General features: G+C 42.8%; 18 protein-coding genes. 12 read left to right on the forward strand and 6 right to left on the reverse strand.

Annotated elements, in window-relative coordinates; all coding sequences use genetic code 11:
• Positions 1 to 56: 56 nt before the first annotated feature.
• Positions 57 to 584 (reverse strand): hypothetical protein, encoded by a 528-nt coding sequence (locus CL667_15340; GenBank protein MAL19071.1) that lies wholly within the window; start codon positions 582 to 584, stop codon positions 57 to 59.
• Positions 585 to 718: 134 nt separating this feature from the next.
• Between CL667_15340 and CL667_15345 the strand changes: the two genes are divergently transcribed.
• Positions 719 to 1,564, forward strand: coding sequence for a hypothetical protein (locus CL667_15345; GenBank protein MAL19072.1), 846 nt, complete (start codon positions 719 to 721; stop codon positions 1,562 to 1,564).
• Between the two features lie 6 nt (positions 1,565 to 1,570).
• On the opposite strand, the gene CL667_15350 is transcribed toward CL667_15345, so the two are convergent.
• The 4 genes from CL667_15350 to CL667_15365 form a co-directional block, all read right to left on the reverse strand.
• Entirely contained in the window at positions 1,571 to 3,808 is a 2,238-nt protein-coding gene (locus CL667_15350) for a phosphoribosylformylglycinamidine synthase II (protein MAL19073.1), read from the reverse strand.
• A gap of 504 nt (positions 3,809 to 4,312) precedes the next feature.
• A complete protein-coding gene (locus CL667_15355) occupies positions 4,313 to 5,584 on the reverse strand; it encodes a 4-hydroxybutyrate CoA-transferase (GenBank protein ID MAL19074.1) in 1,272 nt (423 codons plus the stop codon).
• A 111-nt stretch (positions 5,585 to 5,695) separates the two neighbouring features.
• On the reverse strand, positions 5,696 to 7,027 hold the full coding sequence (locus CL667_15360) for an oxidoreductase (protein ID MAL19075.1): 1,332 nt from the start codon (positions 7,025 to 7,027) through the stop codon (positions 5,696 to 5,698).
• Between the two features lie 11 nt (positions 7,028 to 7,038).
• Positions 7,039 to 8,421, reverse strand: a complete 1,383-nt coding sequence (locus CL667_15365; protein MAL19076.1) for a hypothetical protein — start codon at positions 8,419 to 8,421, stop codon at positions 7,039 to 7,041.
• A gap of 195 nt (positions 8,422 to 8,616) precedes the next feature.
• Between CL667_15365 and CL667_15370 the strand changes: the two genes are divergently transcribed.
• The 9 genes from CL667_15370 (at position 8,617) to CL667_15410 (ending at position 17,466) form a co-directional block, all read left to right on the forward strand.
• Positions 8,617 to 9,084 (forward strand): hypothetical protein, encoded by a 468-nt coding sequence (locus CL667_15370; GenBank protein ID MAL19077.1) that lies wholly within the window; start codon positions 8,617 to 8,619, stop codon positions 9,082 to 9,084.
• Positions 9,084 to 11,555, forward strand: a complete 2,472-nt coding sequence (locus tag CL667_15375) for a heavy metal translocating P-type ATPase (GenBank protein ID MAL19078.1) — start codon at positions 9,084 to 9,086, stop codon at positions 11,553 to 11,555. The genes CL667_15370 and CL667_15375 overlap by 1 nt, the downstream gene beginning before the upstream one ends.
• Positions 11,546 to 11,728, forward strand: a complete 183-nt coding sequence (ccoS, locus tag CL667_15380) for a cbb3-type cytochrome oxidase assembly protein CcoS (GenBank protein MAL19079.1) — start codon at positions 11,546 to 11,548, stop codon at positions 11,726 to 11,728. The genes CL667_15375 and ccoS overlap by 10 nt, the downstream gene beginning before the upstream one ends.
• Positions 11,728 to 13,929: a cytochrome C oxidase Cbb3 gene (locus tag CL667_15385; protein ID MAL19080.1), complete on the forward strand. Its 2,202-nt coding sequence runs from the start codon at positions 11,728 to 11,730 to the stop codon at positions 13,927 to 13,929. Before ccoS ends, CL667_15385 begins: the two co-directional genes overlap by 1 nt.
• Before the next feature lie 2 nt (positions 13,930 to 13,931).
• A complete protein-coding gene (locus tag CL667_15390; GenBank protein ID MAL19081.1) occupies positions 13,932 to 14,123 on the forward strand; it encodes a CcoQ/FixQ family Cbb3-type cytochrome c oxidase assembly chaperone in 192 nt (63 codons plus the stop codon).
• Positions 14,120 to 14,725 carry a hypothetical protein gene (locus CL667_15395; GenBank protein MAL19082.1) on the forward strand — a complete coding sequence of 202 codons (606 nt, stop codon included), beginning with the start codon at positions 14,120 to 14,122 and terminating at the stop codon, positions 14,723 to 14,725. Before CL667_15390 ends, CL667_15395 begins: the two co-directional genes overlap by 4 nt.
• 143 nt (positions 14,726 to 14,868) lie before the next feature.
• Positions 14,869 to 16,338, forward strand: coding sequence for a cytochrome c oxidase accessory protein CcoG (gene ccoG / locus CL667_15400; protein ID MAL19083.1), 1,470 nt, complete (start codon positions 14,869 to 14,871; stop codon positions 16,336 to 16,338).
• Between the two features lie 3 nt (positions 16,339 to 16,341).
• Entirely contained in the window at positions 16,342 to 16,794 is a 453-nt protein-coding gene (locus CL667_15405) for a hypothetical protein (protein ID MAL19084.1), read from the forward strand.
• A gap of 6 nt (positions 16,795 to 16,800) precedes the next feature.
• Entirely contained in the window at positions 16,801 to 17,466 is a 666-nt protein-coding gene (locus CL667_15410) for a hypothetical protein (GenBank protein MAL19085.1), read from the forward strand.
• Here CL667_15410 and CL667_15415 read toward each other — a convergent pair whose 3' ends face one another.
• Positions 17,467 to 18,168 carry an HAD family hydrolase gene (locus CL667_15415; protein MAL19086.1) on the reverse strand — a complete coding sequence of 234 codons (702 nt, stop codon included), beginning with the start codon at positions 18,166 to 18,168 and terminating at the stop codon, positions 17,467 to 17,469.
• A gap of 91 nt (positions 18,169 to 18,259) precedes the next feature.
• Between CL667_15415 and CL667_15420 the strand changes: the two genes are divergently transcribed.
• Positions 18,260 to 18,850: a LemA family protein gene (locus CL667_15420; GenBank protein ID MAL19087.1), complete on the forward strand. Its 591-nt coding sequence runs from the start codon at positions 18,260 to 18,262 to the stop codon at positions 18,848 to 18,850.
• A gap of 94 nt (positions 18,851 to 18,944) precedes the next feature.
• Positions 18,945 to 19,406, forward strand: coding sequence for a hypothetical protein (locus CL667_15425; protein ID MAL19088.1), 462 nt, complete (start codon positions 18,945 to 18,947; stop codon positions 19,404 to 19,406).
• Positions 19,407 to 19,433 lie beyond the last annotated feature (27 nt).

Genomic DNA, 19,433 nt, shown 5'->3' on the forward strand with positions numbered 1-19,433 from the left:
GGGGGGGGGTAATTTAATATCGAACTCACGTTAAAGGATCGCTCCTATTCTTGGTATTATTTTCGGATATACTGAATTTTCCAGTTAACCGACCAAGTCTCACCACCATCTTGGGAGGATTCCCAATCCCAGGTAAATGAATCTTTCTTGATATTATGAAACACCATTCTGTTGATAATTGTACCTCCCTGCGGTCCTGCTCTCTCGGCCGTCTGAAAAATTCTTTTCTCGCCATCAACTGATCCCTTCAAATCAATATATCCGCCCTGATTATCTACCCAAGCCTGGTGCCATGATTGCCTTTGAGGGTTATAAACTGACAAACTTCTACCTTTGTATCCGTCCAGACTTCCTTCAGTAGCTTCGAAGTTTTCCTGAATAACAACATCATCCAGCACTTTCTCTATGGTATTTGTACCGGCACCTGGATTCCCTTGATTATCTGTCCAGGATAATTCCCATTCCCCAACCCAAAAATCAAAATATTGATTGGCTTCCAGTTCAGAAATATCGGATTGTGCTGACAGGCTCATATTCATTCCAAAAACCACCGTAATTAAAAGTATGATATAACGCATCTTCATTTGTTTGATTAACTGTTACTAAGATCATACATAATTTCAGACATCAATCGGTTGTAAAAAAGACGATTTTTTCACTAACATTTGTCACATTTTGGCGTTGAAGTACACGTCCACCGGAACAACATTCACTTTTCATGGATTACAAAGAATACCCCGTCCCAAAAGAAGTCAGGCATCTTGTGGAATCCTATTGGACCAATATCCTTCACCCTGATGATTTTAAACAAGACTATGATTACATCATACCTGAGGGAAGTACGGATGCCATATTCATGCTGAACGGCAACTACCTGAGAGGTGATAAGAGAAATGACTCACAACATTTAGTGGAATACTGCAGCCTTGTTCCCTCTTTTAATAAGGCTGTAAAAGTGTATCAAAAGCCATTCACTCAGTTATTAGGGGTGAAGTTCAAACCTGGAGCTGTGCAGCAGTTGTCGGGAGTTAGCTTGTCAGAACTCCGAGATGCAGCCTATCCACTGGAACATATTTTACCGGAATTAGCAGATTTGGTTATGGCCGAAGTGTTTAAGAAGACGTCAATACCGAAAATTTTAGAGAAAATTAGTAGCTGGCTTTTTTCTCAGGCCAAAGAGCCTTTACAAAATCATCTCACTTCTGCTTTTATGGCAAGAGTTATTAAGCAAAAAGGTTCGATATTGATTTCTTCCTTTTGTGACTCTTTCGGGATGCACAAATCTACTCTGGAGAAGAACTTCAAACACGCCACAGGACTTACCCCGAAGCAATACACCAACCTCATTAGGTTCAATTATCTACTCAACAAAATCATGTTCTCTGACAGCAACCTCACTGAGACGGGGCATGAACTGGGCTACTTTGACCAAAGCCACATGATTAAAGATTTCAAGAAAGTCATTGGCATTACACCCAAAGAATTTCTTGAAAAGGAATTTTCTATTCCAAAGTTAGCTGCCTTGTCAATATCCAATAAGAGGCAACATTTTGAGATCTATTAATTCAGATCAGGCTTCCATCGCTTTTGGAATTGCACTCTCGTAAGTCGTTTCTGCAGCAGAAACGTTTAGAGAAACCAAGTCTTTAATTTCCAGTGAATCTCCTTTCACCACTCCAAGCTCAAACATTGGAACGTTGGCTTTTTCAAAGTGATATTTAGCAGTCTGAAGTTCAGCTGCTGGAATAGTGATTACTACTCCTGATTGGGCTTCACTGAACAACACTTCATGCTTAGAGCCAGAGAGCGTTTCTACTGAAACCTCTGCTCCTTTCTTCCCAAAAATAGCCATTTCAGCAAGTGTAGTTGCAAGACCGCCATCTGAAATATCGTGAGCAGCAGTTACTAATCCTGTTTTGATTGCTGTCAGTAAAGCATCCTGCAAAGAAGTCTCGAAATCAAGATCGATTTCAGGAGCATCACCAGTGGTGAGGTCGTGGATCACTTTCAAGTATTCACTTCCACCTAACCCTTTTCGGTCAGCACCAATGTAAAGAACGATGTCTCCTTCTTTTTTGAATCCCGGAGTAGTGACGTGTTTCTCAACATCCTCAATAACTCCCAGCATCCCAATGATCGGAGATGGGAAAATAGCACTGTTTGGATTCTCGTTATAGAAACTCACATTTCCGCCGGTTACCGGTGTGTTTAGAGCTCGGCATGCGTCAGACATTCCACCTAAAGCCTCCTTAAACGTCCAGTATACTTCCGGCTTATATGGATTCCCAAAGTTCAGGCAGTTTGTAATCGCCATTGGCTTGGCACCGGAGCAAACTACGTTTCTTGCTGATTCTGCGACCGCAATCTGTCCACCTTTACGTGGATTCAAATATACATAGCGGCCGTTGCAATCTGTCTTAGCTACTAATCCTTTCTTTGTGCCTTTGATTCGAATAACTCCGGAATCCGAAGCGCCGGGACCAGTCACTGTGTTTGTACGTACCATGGTATCGTACTGCTCGTGTACCCATCGCTTGGAGGCAATATTCGGAGAGCCTAATAATCGAGTTAAGGTCTCGGTATAATTATCGTGATGGTTTAAAGAATCAATATCAAAGTTCTGAACTTCATCTAAATACGATGGCTTTTTGGTTTCGCGGATATACTGTGGTGCCCCGCCTCCAAGTACTAAATGATCGGCTGGAATATCGCCTTTCACTTCCCCATCTTTCCAGTAGGTGACATTTTCTGTGTCTACTACTTCACCAATTACAACACCATGGAGGTCCCATTTTTCATAGACATCAATAATTTCTTGCTCACGGCCTTTTTCAGCCACAATCAGCATCCGCTCCTGACTTTCGGAGAGAAGTAATTCATAAGCTGTCATTCCATCTTCTCTGGCCGGCACTTTGTCGAGGTCGATTTTCATTCCCTGACCACCTTTGGCCGTCATCTCTGAAGTTGAACAAGCAATCCCGGCTGCCCCCATATCCTGCATACCAATCACGGCGCCGGTTTGAAGTACTTCAAGGCTGGCTTCCAGCAATAATTTTTCTGTAAATGGATCTCCTACCTGAACGCTTGGTCGTTTAGCTTCACTTTCTTCACTGATTTCTTCGGAAGCAAAAGTTGCCCCGTGAATTCCATCACGACCCGTACTCGCTCCTACTATAATAACCGGATTCCCAAGTCCTTTTGAAATTGCAGAAGCCGTTTCGCCTTCTTTCACCAAGCCAATACTCATTGCATTGACAAGCGGATTTCCTTCATAACTTTCATCAAAACAAACTTCACCAGCTATTACGGGAACGCCAAATGAGTTTCCATAGTCTCCGATTCCGCGAACTACTCCATCCAGTAAATAACGTACTCGCGGATTATCCATCGATCCAAATCGCAGAGAATTCAGACTAGCGACTGGCCGTGCTCCCATGGTAAAAATATCGCGATGAATTCCACCAACCCCTGTCGCTGCTCCTTGATAGGGCTCAATAGCTGAAGGGTGATTATGACTTTCAATCTTGAACGCACAACCAAGTCCATCTCCTAAGTCAACAAGTCCGGCATTTTCTTCCCCGGCTCCTACCAATAGGTTTTCACCTTCGCTTGGTAATTTCTTGAGTTCAATAATGGAGTTTTTGTAGGAACAATGCTCACTCCACATCACCGAATAAACGCCCAATTCTGTAAAAGTCGGTACCCGACCCAGCTTGGACTTTATCATTTCATATTCTTCAGCATTTAAGCCATGTTCTTCGGCCAGTTCGAGCGTTACTTCGGGTTCTTGAATCGATGTTTGCGACATTCCGATGGAGTGATTGAAGCGTTATGGTTTCAGAAAGCCTAAAGGTACGATTATTTGAGAAAAGCCTCTAACTAAAGAGGAGGAATTTGGCGACGGTAAGAATGGGACACGGATTTTACGGATTGAGCAGATAATCACTGATTCTTATTTGTTGTTTCTCCTGAAAGCTATAGATGCCTTTGATTATGGTCTTGAAAAATGTGATTGGATGATGACATGTTAAAGCCGGTGTTTATCTGCATCCATCATTTAGTAAAAACAGTCCATGATAAAATTGTTTACCTCTTGTAATCGTCAGACCACTCCGGGATAGGTTTTATATCAGCTCCATATTCAGTGGTCGGACGAAGTCCGAGCAAAACCATTCTGTGAAAACCCGTCAGATCTGTGTGATCTGTGTTCTATTCCTTTGTTTTCATCGAACTCAGATTCTAAACCAAAGAGCAGGAAACTGGTGACTATAAGAATGTAATATGGATGATCATTGATTTTGAAATTTTCGCACTACATTTTGAACCGCTCAGCCACTGCTTTCTCCAACTCTTCTCTATGATCCGGATGTGCAATTCCTGTAAGTGCTTTGGCTCGCTGACACAAGTTTTTGCCATAAAGGTTCGCCACTCCATATTCTGTAACCACATAATGAACGTGAGCTCGTGTTGTTACTACACCAGCACCTTGTTTCAAAAATGGAACAATCCGGCTAATGCCTTTATTGGTGGTTGAAGGCAGTGCTATAATTGGTTTACCTCCTGGAGAAAGTGAAGCTCCACGAATGAAATCCATCTGTCCGCCTACTCCCGAGTAATGATAGGTCCCAATAGAATCGGCACAAACCTGTCCCGTTAAATCTACTTCCACCGCACTGTTAATAGCCGTTACTTTTGGGTTGCGACGGATCACGGCCGTGTCGTTTATATAGGCGATATCGAGCATAGCTACGGCTGGGTTGTCATCTATAAAATCATAGGTCTTCCGGGAACCCATCACAAAACCGGATACAATTTTCCCGGGGTGAATTTTCTTTTTTCTACCGTTGATGATTCCTTTTTCTACTAACTCTATGACCCCATCCGAGAACATTTCTGTGTGAACTCCAAGGTCTTTATGGTTTGTAAGACTTTTAAGCACTGCATTCGGAATTGCCCCAATTCCCATCTGAAGCGTTGCGCCATCATCAATCAAATCTGCACAATACTTACCAATTTTTAATTCAGCATCATTTGGATCGGGAACGAGCTGTTCGGGCAGAGGATCATTCACCTGAACTAAAGCATCTATATTTTTTACATGGATAAGCCCATCTCCATGCGTCCTCGGCATATTCGGGTTAACCTGAGCAATTACATATTTCGCTGTTTGAACAGCAGCTACCGCAGCGTCAACTGAGACACCCAGTGAGCAGTAACCATGATTGTCAGGTGGGGAAACATGGACTAAAGCTACATCTAAAGGAAGGATCTTATTCCTGAATAAATATGGGACTTCACTCAAAAACACGGGCACATAATCACCTCGCCCTTCATTAATCGCCTTTCGGACATTTGCACCTACAAAAAGCGCGTTTACAAAAAAGCTGTCTTTATACTCGGGGTCAGCATACGGCGCCGGACCTTCCGTGTGGAGATGAATAACTTCAACCTCTTTTAGTTCCTCATGCCGATCCGTCATTGCCTGAATAAGCTGTACCGGAGTGGCTGAAACTCCATGAACAAAAACCCGGTCTCCCGATTTAATAACTTTTACCGCCTCTGCTGCAGATACATAATCTTCCATCCGACTCCTTTTTTTTCAGATACCTGATCTCATTGATAATTTATTTACTGGCAAAAAATCGGATAGAATTATGATGATTTCATGAATTTGAGAGAACTGTTTCTAAATGAATTAGACTACAGGCTCCCAACCTTCCTCATACTCTCTTTTCCATAGTTTTTGAGCTTCTTTGTTGTTGATGATTTTCCCATTTTCAGGATTCAGATCAATACTTGAGCCGGTTTCTTGAGCTATATTCCCATAATGACAGATTTGCGTTGAGATACTGGCGTCATCAATAGGAGCCGTCAGGCTTTCGCTCTCTCGAATAGCATTCGCTAAATTCACCATATGATTTACCGTAAGCTGACCATATCCCATTGTATCGGCCGTACTGGTAGCGCCGGGCTCGCTCTCTTTTTCTTCTTTGATCAGCTTTCCACCCAAATCATAAAGCAAATACCCCTGCCGGTCTAACAAAATTGAGCCTTCAGTTCCATGAATTAATGAACCCCTTCCTCTTCCATAAAATGGTTGTCCGTTACAACTTTTGCCTTCCCAGCTAATCATTTTCCCGCCTTCAAATTCAAAGCTGGCATTTTGGGTATCATAATATTCCCAGTCATCATTTTTAAAATGAAGCCTTCCGCCTGTTGAAGTTGCACGGGTCGGAAATTTCACCCCCAGAGCCCAGCGGCAGATATCAATCTCGTGGGTTCCGTTATTGTGAATTTCACCGGTTCCCCAATTCTTGAACCAGTGCCAGTTGTATGGGTGAACGTTGTCCCGGTATTCTTCTCTTGGTGCCGGACCTTGCCAAAGCTCCCAATCCAGATAATCTGGAGCAGGCATCACTTTTCCATTTCCTATAGAGCCACGAGTATTTGAATACCACGCTTTTCCGTAATACACATCGCCAATGATACCTTCCCCAATTTCTTTAATTGCTAGTTGTGACGTTCTTGAAGACCGCTGCTGATTCCCCATCTGGCAAAGCTTATCATATTTTTGCTGAGCTTTTTCCAACAATTCTGTTTCATGGGGATTATGACTGCATGGTTTTTCAACATACACATGCTTTCCTGCTTCCATTGCCATAATAGCCATAGGGGCATGCCAGTGTTCAGGACTGGCAATTGCTATCACATCAATGTCTTCCATTTCAACCAGCTTTCTGAAATCCTTTTCCACCTTGGGAATGTAGCCGATCTGCTCTTGGTGAAATTTTTTGTGGTCGGCAATGATATTATCATCCACATCACAGAACCAGGTTATCCGTGTATTTGGAATTTCATTTATAGCCTGCGAAAGTGCCTTGCCACGACTCCTTACACCAGCCACAGCAAAATTTATAGTCTCATTGGGAGAGCCCTTCAAAATTCCAGGAAAGGATAATGCCATCGCCCCGCCAATTCCTGAAATGGCTGTGTTCTTTAAAAATGTTCTTCGATCTAACGTACTCATGTTAACTACCCCTATAATTTTTTGATAAAAATATTCCGGAATGACACTTCATTCCCATGATCCTGAAGCAGGATATTTCCTTCTGTCCACTTCCCAAAACCAGGCCACACACTGTACTTACTGTTGTCAACGCGTTGCTGAAATTGAGGCGTGTTTCGTCTGTATTGCAAAACGCGTTTTCCATTCAGCCAATGCTCCACATGATTTCCTTTTGAGACAATTCTAGCGTGGTTCCACTCTCCCATCGGGCTGGGCTTTTTGCCCTGGGCTTTTAACAAATCGTATAAAGAGGCGAGTGTCCGACTCCCTTCATGATTCCCTAACTTAGCATCAGGATGTCGCTCATCGTCCAGGATCTGATATTCTAGTCCGATAGCAGAACCCTCACCTTTATTTAAGTCAGCATCCACAAAGTATTTGATCCCGCTATTGGCACCGGGGGTGATTTTAAAATCTACCCAGAGCTCAAAATCACTGTATAAAGCTTTAGTGACAATATCACCTGCATCGGCTGATTCTTGCCCCCCTGACTCATGAATTTTGATTACTCCATTTTTATAATCCCAACCTCTCCCCTCTGGAGATTCCGGGAAGTTTGCCTGCCGGGCTCCTCTCCATTTATCCATAGATTTTCCATCATACAGCAAATCCCAGCCCCAGTCTCTTTGGCTGTGAGTCAGCTTGTTGTAATTATCTTTGGGTTGAACCGGCGTGTTTCGTGCAAATTTTCTTGGGCTGTCCGTAATGATGCGAAGATCCTTCCACTGAATTCTGATCCCTTTTTCTTCTAATGAACCGATGCTATGCACCTGCAACCCAATGAATCCGGACTGAGTCCTGTCATCCACTAAATGCGAAACGGGAATATCGTTGACCCAAGTCTTTATCGTATCACCGATTGCTTCTACCCTAATCTTGTTCCATTCTGTATGTTTGTAAGCCTTTTGCGCTTCCGGCATTCCTTCAAGCGGAAACAACCAGCCCCGGCGCGCCTCATCATAGATGCCTCCCGTCCAGGCACGATCTGAAGGATCAATCTCTACCTGATAGCCATGTACTCTTCCATCATTAAATTCAGGGTAACTGTTACTCCGTATTTGTACCCCGGAATTTGTTTTAGCAGAAAGTTTAACCTGAAATTCCAGAATGAAATCATCGTACATTTCTTCCGTAACCAAAAATGAATTAGGAGTATCAGGAACCGTAATTCCTACAATAGATCCATTCCTTACCCTGTAGATTGCTTCCCCTCCTTTCCTCTCCCATCCTTCTAAAGACTTTCCATCAAATATGGAGACCCATGGAGCATTATCCTGAGCATAAGTAATAGTTGTTGAACAGAAGGTTAAAGCAATTAATGCGCAACCTAAAAAAGTAGTGGTGAGTTTTTTCATAGCATAGATTTTTTAATTGGTTGGCCCAATATAGTTAAAGATTGAAAGCTCACAAATTGATGGTAAACACCTCACATATTCTTTAATTCTCTAAATAGAATTAATCTAAAATGTACCCTGCTATTGCTTCTACTTTGAAAACTCACTAAAATCTAATATTGATATTAGATTATAAGATTTAAGAATCACTATCCTATGAAGTTAATCTCACAAGGGGCTCAGTACGCGATTTCGGCTATTATCGCTATTTCTAAATATACCGGTGATGGGGATGCCATATCTGCTTCCGAACTCTCAAAATCACTGAATTGCCCAACTGCATATTTGTCTCAGATTTTAGCCAAACTCAAAAGCCCAGGGATTCTTCAATCACGGCGGGGATTAAATGGTGGTGTTTTCCTTTCTAAACCTATCGACAAAATCACCATGATGGATGTGATTGCCGCGATCGACGGGACTGAGTTTTTTGATAAGTGTTTTATGGGGATTGAAGGATGTGGACATATCGAGCCTTGCCCCTTTCATGAATTCTGGTCGGTTGAACGTAGAAAAATTGAGCAATGGCTTATCGATACCACGTTTGACCAGGTAGATAAGCGTATGTCGCAGAAATGGTTTAACCTTCGTTTGCAATTCTCCAATGGAGTGCCTTCATTCAAATAATGGCAAAACCTGCAGCCACAATATCAACCAATATTTGTTACCACTGCGGTGAACTATGTCAAGATGAGACTACTCGTTTTGAAAACAAGCTTTTCTGTTGTACTGGCTGTAAAACAGCGTTTCAAATTTTAGATGAAAGCGGGCTTTGCTCCTACTATGACTTAGAGACTACCCCCGGAATCAACCTCAAGAATACAAAATCCAGAACACGGTTTGATTATCTGGAAGACGAAGAAGTGATCCGCCGCATCGTTGATTTTCAAAATGCGGAACAGCTTTCCATTACCTTATATATACCCAATATTCACTGCACATCGTGTGTATGGCTGCTGGAAAACCTTCAGAAACTTGATTCCGGAGTCCTTCAAACAAACGTAAATTTTCTGAAGCGTGAGCTTTCTTTATTAATAGACACTGGAGAAACTTCTCTACGGGATGTAGTGGAGCAGTTGACGACCATTGGTTATGAGCCGGAAATACGATTGGATAAGCTTGATACAAAATCATCAAAGTCACACCAAAACCGTGCGCTTTGGATGAAACTGGCGGTGGCAGGATTCGCATTCGGCAACATAATGCTCTTCAGCTTCCCGGATTATCTGGATGTTGGGAACAGCGGTCTTGGCGGGCAGTTCCACATTTTCTTTGGGGCACTCAATATCATTCTCGCCCTCCCTGTTTTGATTTACAGCAGCAGCGATTATTTGAAATCGGCTTTTGCGGCCTTGAGTCAGAATGGAGTTAATTTAGATGTTCCAATTTCTATTGGTATTGTCGCCCTCTTTAGCCGAAGTGTGTATGAAATTGTAACAGGTACCGGAACCGGATACATGGATTCCTTTACCGGACTCATTTTCTTTTTGTTGATTGGAAAACTCGTTCAGCAGAAAACATTCAACCGTCTTTCCTTCGATCGGGATTATAAATCCTACTTACCCATCGCGGTGAATACTTTTGATGCTTATGGAATTGAAAAATCTGTTTCCCTTGACCGATTGGCACCGGGTATGGAAATCCACCTTCGAAATCAGGAGCTGGTACCATGTGATTCTATCCTTCTCTCCGAAAAAGCTTTTGTGGACTATAGTTTTATAACCGGAGAGTCAGAACCTGTGGAGGTTTTGCAGGGTGAGCTTGTGTATGCCGGAGCTAAATTGAATGGAACTTCTGCACAACTCCGTACCGAGCAAGAAGTGGAGAATAGCTACCTTACCAAACTTTGGAATCACGAAGCATTTAAAAATACTGATAAGGAATTAAAGCTTTCGAGTTTTGCCGACCGAATCAGTCCGTATTTCACAGTCGGTGTTTTGGGGATTTCGGCTTTTGCCGGAATGTATTGGCTGCAAGCAGCTGGAATAGAAATGGCGCTATCTGTTTTTACCGCTGTTTTGATTATTGCCTGTCCTTGTGCTTTAGCCCTTTCAACTCCATTTACGCTGGGCTCGGCGCTGAATGTGCTTTCTTTGAATGGCCTATTTGTCAAAAATCACTTATTGCTGGAAAATCTATCTAAAGCCACTACCATTGTTTTTGATAAGACAGGTACTCTTACCCAAAAAGATGATGCTGAAATTAGTTGCCGGGATTGCCAATTGGACAACTATCAAAAAGGGCTGGTTTATTTCAGTTGTAAAAATTCTATCCACCCCGTTAGCCGCCGTATTGCTGAATATTTGGGCAGAGACGCAGAAATTCAAAATTCTACGATGACTCCAGACAGCTTTTATGAAGTATCTGGCCAAGGCGTGTTTGCTTCTTTTGATGGCACAATTGTTTGTATTGGGTCAAGAGCTTTTATCGCTAAACAAACGGACCTTAACTACAAAGAAATTCCAGAAAACAGTTTCACCGGAACAGTAGCATATGTTGCTATTGATGGAGATTACAAAGGCTATTTCGGAATCAAAACCGGATTGCGAACGGGTGTTACTGAATTACTCCGTTCTTTGAAAACTCGATTTAAAACCTTTCTTATTTCTGGGGATAACGAAACTCAGAGAACCGAGTTTGAAGAATATTTTGAGGCCGAACAATCACTCCTTTTCAATAAATCTCCGGAAGAAAAACTAAGCTTTGTTCAAAACCTACAGAAGGAAAATAAGAAAGTAGTGATGATTGGAGATGGCTTAAATGATGCCGGAGCCCTTAAACAAAGTGATTTTGGAATTGCCCTTTCGGATGACATCAGTTCTTTCTCCCCTGCCTGCGATGCAATTCTTGAAGGCGATGCTCTAAAAAAATTGAACAGCTTCATCGAATTTTCACAAGGAAGCATGAATATCATCATTGCAAGTTTCGTGCTTTCACTTTTATACAACACGGTTGGCCTGGGCTTTGCAATTACAGGGCATTTGTCTCCATTAGTAGCCGCCATCCTGATGCCATTAAGTTCCATCAGCGTGATGGTATTTACCTTTTTAACAACGCGCTTTAAAGCGCAAAAGCTGGGGCTTGCGATATGGAAGTAATTTACCTGCTTATTGCCTTCAGTTTATTGGTCGCTCTGATCTTCCTGGGATTGTTTTTCTGGGCAGTAAAAAGCGGTCAGTTTGACGATCAGTATACGCCATCCATGCGAATCCTGTTCGACAACACAGATTCTAAGAACCAAACATCTAACCAAAAAAATCGGGATGAGTAATGTCATCAACACTAGAAACCTTTCATTACGATAACGAAATCGTCCGAAAATTCGGGATCGCTACCATTTTATGGGGCTTAATCGGATTTATCGTTGGGCTGACTATTGCCCTTAAACTAATTTTTCCGGACTTCCTCGGCTTTATACCGGAACTATCCTACGGCCGACTGAGACCACTGCATACCAACGCTGTGATCTTTGCTTTTGCCGGGAATGCAATCTTTTATGGAGTCTATTATTCTCTTCCACGGCTTTGTAAAGCCTCAATGTGGAGTGAAAAACTAAGTAGTCTTCATTTTTGGGGATGGCAAGCTATTATTGTCTCCGCAGTTCTAACCCTTCCATTTGGTATCAACACCAGCAAGGAATATGCTGAGCTGGAATGGCCTATCGATATTGCCATTGCTTTGATATGGGTAGTCTTCGGAATTAATATGATCATGACGATCATCAAACGCCGGGAGAAACATTTATATGTAGCCATTTGGTTCTACATCGCCACTTTTGTGACGGTAGCTGTACTGCATATCGTGAACTCATTTGAAATGCCCGCCACTTTCCTAAAAAGTTATCCGGTGTATGCAGGCGTTCAGGATGCCTTGGTACAATGGTGGTATGGTCACAATGCGGTGGCATTTTTCCTCACCACGCCCTTCCTGGGAATTATGTATTACTTCATTCCCAAAGCAGCAAATCGCCCGATTTTCTCTTACCGATTATCGATTGTTCACTTTTGGTCGCTGATCTTCATTTACATCTGGGCCGGACCTCACCATTTGCTTTACACCGCTCTTCCCGGTTGGGCACAAGCACTTGGTACGGTTTTCAGTTTGATGCTGATAGCGCCAAGCTGGGGTGGTATGCTGAACGGTTTACTTACCCTCCGCGGCGCCTGGGATCGGGTTCGCGAAGATCCTGTTCTTAAGTTCCTCGTTGTTGGAGTGACTGCCTATGGGATGGTAACTTTTGAAGGCCCGATGCTTTCTATCGCCAACGTAAACGCCATTGCTCACTACTCCGATTATATTATCGGTCACGTGCATAACGGCGCTCTGCTTTGGAACGGTGGCTTAGCATTTGCCATGCTGTATTACATCACCCCGAAGATCTACAAAACAAAGTTGTATTCTGTGAAGCTGGCTAATGTTCACTTCTGGTTTGCAACCATGGGAGCCATCTTCTATGTAATCCCAATGTACTGGGGCGGTATCACACAAAGTTTGATGTGGAAACAATTCACAGCTGAAGGTCTTCTTCAGTATCCAAACTTCCTGGAAACCGTAACTCAGATTATTCCGATGTATGCCTTGCGTGCAGTTGGTGGCACCTTATTTATAATTGGAGCCGCAATCGGTAGCTACAATATTTATAAGACATCCCGCCAAGGTTCGCTGGAAGCGGCTGAAGTTGACGAAGCACAAGCTATCATCAATCCTGCTGAAGGACATAAAGAAAGCTGGCATCGTCGCCTTGAATCTCGTCCTCTTCAGATGACAGCATTAGTATTAGTGGTGATCTTGATTGGAGGTGTTGTGGAATACGTACCAACAGCCCTCGTGAAATCAAATGTACCTACTATAGCCAGTGTTAAACCATACACCCCACTGGAAATTGAAGGCCGTGATATTTACATCGCCGAAGGCTGTAATAACTGTCACTCCCAGATGATTCGTCCTTTCCGTTCTGAAACCGAACGCTATGGCGAATACTCCAAAGCCGGTGAGTTTGTGTATGATCACCCATTCTTGTGGGGGTCAAAACGAACAGGACCTGACTTACACCGTATTGGTGGCAAGTATCCGGATTCCTGGCACGTACGACATATGTACGACCCAACTTCAACTTCACCCGGCTCCATTATGCCGGCATATACCTGGCTCTTTACCCAAGATATGGACAAAGAAACGATTCCAAACCGTATAAGTGCGCTTCGGAGTGTGGGAGTCCCTTATGTAGAAGGTTATGAAGACATCGCTATTCGAGATATGGAGGCTCAGGCAGAAGCAATCACCCAAGGTCTGAAAGAAAATGGATTCGACCAGATTGACGGAATTCAAATTACTTCTGACAAAGAGATCATTGCCATCATCGCTTATATGCAGCGACTGGGAATTGATATTAAAGGTGAAGAAAATCCATGGGAAGCACTTCCTTCCAGCGACCGGATTCAGGCTAACTTCAAACCTCAACAGGAGGACTGATCATGTACAAGAACGTATTACGTGCCATTGAGGATATTGGGATATATCCCAGCATTTCCCTCTTACTGTTTTTCACGTTTTTCGTGATCATGGTGATTTACCTCATCAAAAAAGGAAAGCATTATTGGGATGATGCTGCGCGCCTCCCCCTCGAAGACAATGACAACATGAACTACAACCAATCAGAGCAATGAAAATATTAGACGACGAAAAAGATCTGCTGATGGATCACGAGTATGATGGGATCCGTGAGCTGGATAATCACATGCCAACTTGGTGGCTATGGCTGTTTTATTTCACTATTGCCTGGGGTGTGGGATACATGGTGTATTATTATATGCTGGGTGGACCTTCTCAGGAAGAACTCTACGAAATGGAAATGGCTGCAGCTGAAGAACAATACAACCTCAACAGCGGTGGTGATGCCGGACCTGGTGGCGAAGCAGACTTCACCTGGGCCTACCTGGATGATGACTCTCGTATTGCTGAGGGTAAAGAAATCTTCATGAGTAACAACAACCTCTGCTACACCTGTCATGGCGCGAATGGCGAAGGCCTTGTTGGGCCAAACCTGACTGACGATCTTTGGATTCACGGTTGTTCTGCTGAAGAAATGGCTGCCAGTATCACAGAGGGCTTTCCGGATAAAGGTATGATTGCTTACGGAAGTGGAGCGCCTATGTCTAACGAGAAAGTGCAAAGCTTAATTAGCTATATCGCCTCCATTCAGGGAACCGACCCGGCAGGTGCCAAAGCACCCGACATGAATCGGGCTCAACCTTGTTCGATAGAGTAAACCAGTCAGTCATTAAGTGACAAGTGATGAGTAGGCTATACCCATTTTGAAGCCTACTCCATCACTTACACAAAGCCTTCACAGAATCATCATATAAGTGGCCTACATTTCTTTAAAACTATGAGCATTGAGAATGCACAAATATGGCATCATTAGAGGATCAAAGACGAATAGATAAAAAGCAGTTTCGTGACCACCTTGCCACTGTTGGTGAGGAAGGTAGAAGAAACTGGATTTATCCCAAAAAACCCAGCGGAAGGCACTATAACGCACGTAACGTAGTAGCTATGCTTTTGCTTGCGTTTTTCTTTTCAGGTCCTTTTATCACCATAAACGGAAATCCGTTGCTACTGCTTAATATTCTTGAGCGGAAGTTTGTGATCTTCGGCGTGGCCTTTTGGCCTCAGGATTTACATCTCCTTGTTTTCGGAATGTTATCATTTATCCTCTTCGTGGTACTTTTTACTACCATCTTCGGGCGACTTTTTTGTGGCTGGGCCTGTCCTCAGACCATCTTCATGGAAATGGTTTTCCGCAGGATTGAATATTGGATTGAAGGGGATTCTGCAGCACAAATCCGGCTCAACAATAAACCCTGGAATTTTGATAAAATCTGGAGAAAGACCACCAAACACGGAGACTTTTTTGGAATAGCTTTTCTAATCTCCAACATGTTTCTGGCCTACATCATAGGGCCCGATCAGCTTTTTGAGATAATAACAGATCCACCTTCCGAACATATAGCAGGGTTAAGCTCTATGATTGTGTTCAGTGGCGTTTTTTACGGAGTATTCGCCTTCATGCGCGAACAGGTTTGTCATTTTGTTTGCCCATATGGCCGTATGCAATCAGTCATGCTCGACAATAACTCCATAAACGTTATGTACGACTATAAGCGCGGTGAAAGTCGAGCAAGCGTTAAGGATCGCTTCCAACTGGAAAATCGAAAAGCATCTCTCGAAGACTTAGGCTTTAGCGCTAACGAAACTTTTGGCGACTGCATCGACTGCTACCAGTGTGTGAAAGTCTGCCCAATGGGAATCGATATCCGAAATGGAACTCAGCTTGAGTGTGTACACTGTACCGCCTGTATTGATGCCTGCGATTCAGTAATGGAAAAAATCGACAAGCCAAGAGGGCTAATACGCTATTCCTCAGAGAATGCCATTCGGGAAGAAAAGCAAAAGGTTCTCACTCCACGAGTAGCCGGCTATTCAGGCATTCTTTTGATTCTACTCACTACCTTCATCACCTTATTAACGCTGCGTCCCGACACAGAAACATCTATTTTTCGCGAGCCCGGAACCTTGTATCAGGAACTTCCTGATAATATGTATAGCAATATTTATAACCTGAAAGTCTTAAACAAAACCTTTGAGGAACTTGATTTCGAATTGCGTTTGGACAGCCCAGAAGGTGAAATGATTTCTTTAGGCAGTATCGAATCTGTTCCTTCACAAAACTCAGCTGAAGGTCGTTTTTTAGTTAAATTACCTCAAGACCAACTCACTGGAATGCAGACTGAAGTAAAATTCAGCGTTTATTCTGATGGTAAAAAACTTGAAACCGTAACCTCTGGGTTTTTAGGACCGGCAAATATCAAAAATAATTAACCTATGAAGAAGAAGTTTAACTGGGGATCTGGAATTGTACTGGCGGTAGTTATTTTTATCATCGGTACGCTTAGCATGGTAAGCTATTTTATAAGCCTCGATTTTTACCTTGTTTCTAACGACCACTATGAAAAGGGTGTAGAATACCAGCAAACTATTGATAAAAAGCAGCGCGCCGAGAATTTGGACAACCCCGTTGTAGTATTATTTGATGAGCCTTCCGTATCCATAAAGCTCATCTTCCCTACCAACATTTTGTCAGATTCACTATCCGGGCACATCAATTTTTACCGTCCCAATAATCCCGAACTGGACAAGAAATACAAACTTAGCCTGGACGGAGAAGGACTACAAACAATCCCCGTTGGTGAATTTGAAAAGGGTCGCTGGAAGCTGACTGTAGAATGGGAAGCTGATTCGCTGGTGTACATCGAAGAAAAAAACATTTTTATCTAAGCGTTAATGGAACTCTGGACTGGATTTACCTTAGGCCTATTGGGCAGTTTCCACTGCATTGGTATGTGTGGACCCATTGCCTTAGCCATCCCCGGGGAGAACCAGTCCACAAGTTCCATGTTTGCCAGAGGGATACTTTATAACCTTGGGCGCATTCTCACCTATGCCTTTATAGGGTTCTTATTTGGGATTCTTGGTATGGGCGCCACTATCGCCGGATACCAAAATGTACTTTCTATAGTACTCGGAGTTTTGATTATTTTCTTTGCTCTCTTTCCACATGTCAAACTTCCGGGTAAAGCAAAGGCTCTATACAGCAACTTTACCAGCAGGCTAACTCGCCATATTTCAACCCTGTATAAAAACGATGCTTCCTATACCCCATTTTTCATTGGGTTACTGAATGGCTTTCTCCCGTGTGGATTTGTAGTCACAGCGTTGGCGGCTGCACTAATCACATCAACGACTTTTCATAGCGCCATTTATATGGCCTTATTTGGATTAGGTACCTTACCGGTCATGTTAATACTGAATCTAGCGCCCGGCTTCATCTCTCCTAAACTAAGGTCTAAGCTACGACCGTTTTCTACCTACTTCGCAATCATTATTGGTCTGATACTAATCTATCGCGGTTATTCCATGATGGGTGGGATGTCCATGAATCATGGCTAATCAGGCATCCAGTGATTTCAGCAACTCGTCGAAATCATCAAAGATAAGATCCGCTAACTTGTAGCCTTGCTCAACAGGACTTCTTGTGTACCATGCTACTTTCCATCCCGCCTTAGCACCGCCTGTCACATCCGAGGTAAAAGAATCGCCGACGTAGAGAATTTCACCCCGGTTTACTCCCGCTAATTCCGTGGAGTGATCAAATATTTTGGGATCAGGTTTCATGACTCCCACGTCTTCCGAAATGACAATCTGTCTGGCTGTCTCTCTGAGCTGAAACTGATCAATTTTGAGTCGCTGTGTTTCAGCAAATCCATTAGTGATAATGCCCACTTTATATTTTTTGGCAATCTTATCATAGGCATCTTTGGCGCCATCAATCCACTCCCAATGATTGCGATAATAGTTCATATACACCTTTCCTGCTTCTTCGTGCATGCTTTTATCCAACCCAAGTTCCACTAACGTCTCAGAGAAACGCCGCCGGTGAAGTTCATGCCGGTCAATTTCTCCCCGACCATACTCCTCCCAAAGTCCTTTGTTGATATGATGGTAGGTATCCAATAATTGATTCTCAGAAATGCCTTCAAACATATCAAAGTGCTGGTGAACATCCCGAAGACCGGCACGTTCTGCCTTTTTGTGATCTAAGAGGGTATCGTCTAAGTCAAAATAAATGAATTTCGGATTCAGCTGTGACAATGGAACAGTTTTTGATTATTGTTGAGTTGTTTGAACCAAAAGAAAATTAAGTCCGTAAAAGGGCGATAAATAAACAACTAATTCAATAATCATGAAAGCTAAAATTTGGATTCTATTAGGAGTATTTGCTCTCCTCGTATTTTTTGGGATAAATATTAATAACAGTCTGGTTTCTTCAGAAGAACAAGTGAACGGAGCTTGGGCTCAGGTTGAAAACCAATATCAGCGCAGAGCTGATCTCATTCCGAACCTTGTGAATACTGTCCGCGGAGCCGCCGATTTCGAATCAGAAACTCTTACCGAAGTTATTGAAGCTCGAAGCCGTGCCACATCAATTAACGTAAATGCCAGTGATCTAAATAATCCTGAGGCTTTTCAGCAATTCCAGGAAGCACAGGGGCAGCTAAGTGGAGCTTTATCTCGCCTATTAGTAACTGTTGAGCGATACCCCGAACTTCAAGCCAACCAAAACTTCAGGGATTTACAGGCACAATTAGAAGGCACTGAAAATCGTATTTCCACCGAACGAATGCGTTTTAACCAAGCCGCTCAGTCGTACAACACACAAATACGAAAATTCCCTACCAGCATCTTTGCATCCATGCTAGGTTTTGAACAAAAACAATACTTCCAGGCTGATGAAGGTGCTCAAGAAGCCCCAACCGTAGATTTCGGAAACTAATTTTAATAGACATTAGATAATAGACATAAGACACAAGATGATAGCTGTTTGAAATTGTCTTTCATCTTGTGTCTAAAATCTTACTACTCAAAAAATGGCCAAATTTCTATCTAAGGACCAAGAACAATCAATTGTAGAATCCATTAAGGAGGCCGAGAAAGAAACCTCTGGTGAGATTCGGGTTCATATCGAAAAAAAATGCAAAGCTGATTCCCCTCTCGATAGAGCGAAGGAAGTGTTTGCCGAACTAAAAATGCATGAGACCGAACTTCGGAATGGTGTGATTGTTTATGTGGCCTGGAAAGATCACAAAGTTGCGATCTGGGGTGATGAAGGTATTCACGAAAAAGTTGGACAAACATTTTGGGAGGAAGAACTAGAGCTGATTCTCAGCTATTTCAAAAAGCAAGATTATGAAACCGGACTGAGTGAGGTGATTCTTCAAATCGGACAAAAGCTCAAAGAAAACTTCCCTTACCAAAAAGGTGACGTAAATGAGTTATCTAACACCATCAGTTATAACGAAGAAGAGAGTGATGCCTCAGAAACAAAATAAAAATTCAAACGTCATTGCGAGTGATTA

The sequence above is a fragment of the Balneola sp. genome (assembly GCA_002694685.1).
Lineage (GTDB): Bacteria > Bacteroidota > Rhodothermia > Balneolales > Balneolaceae > Gracilimonas.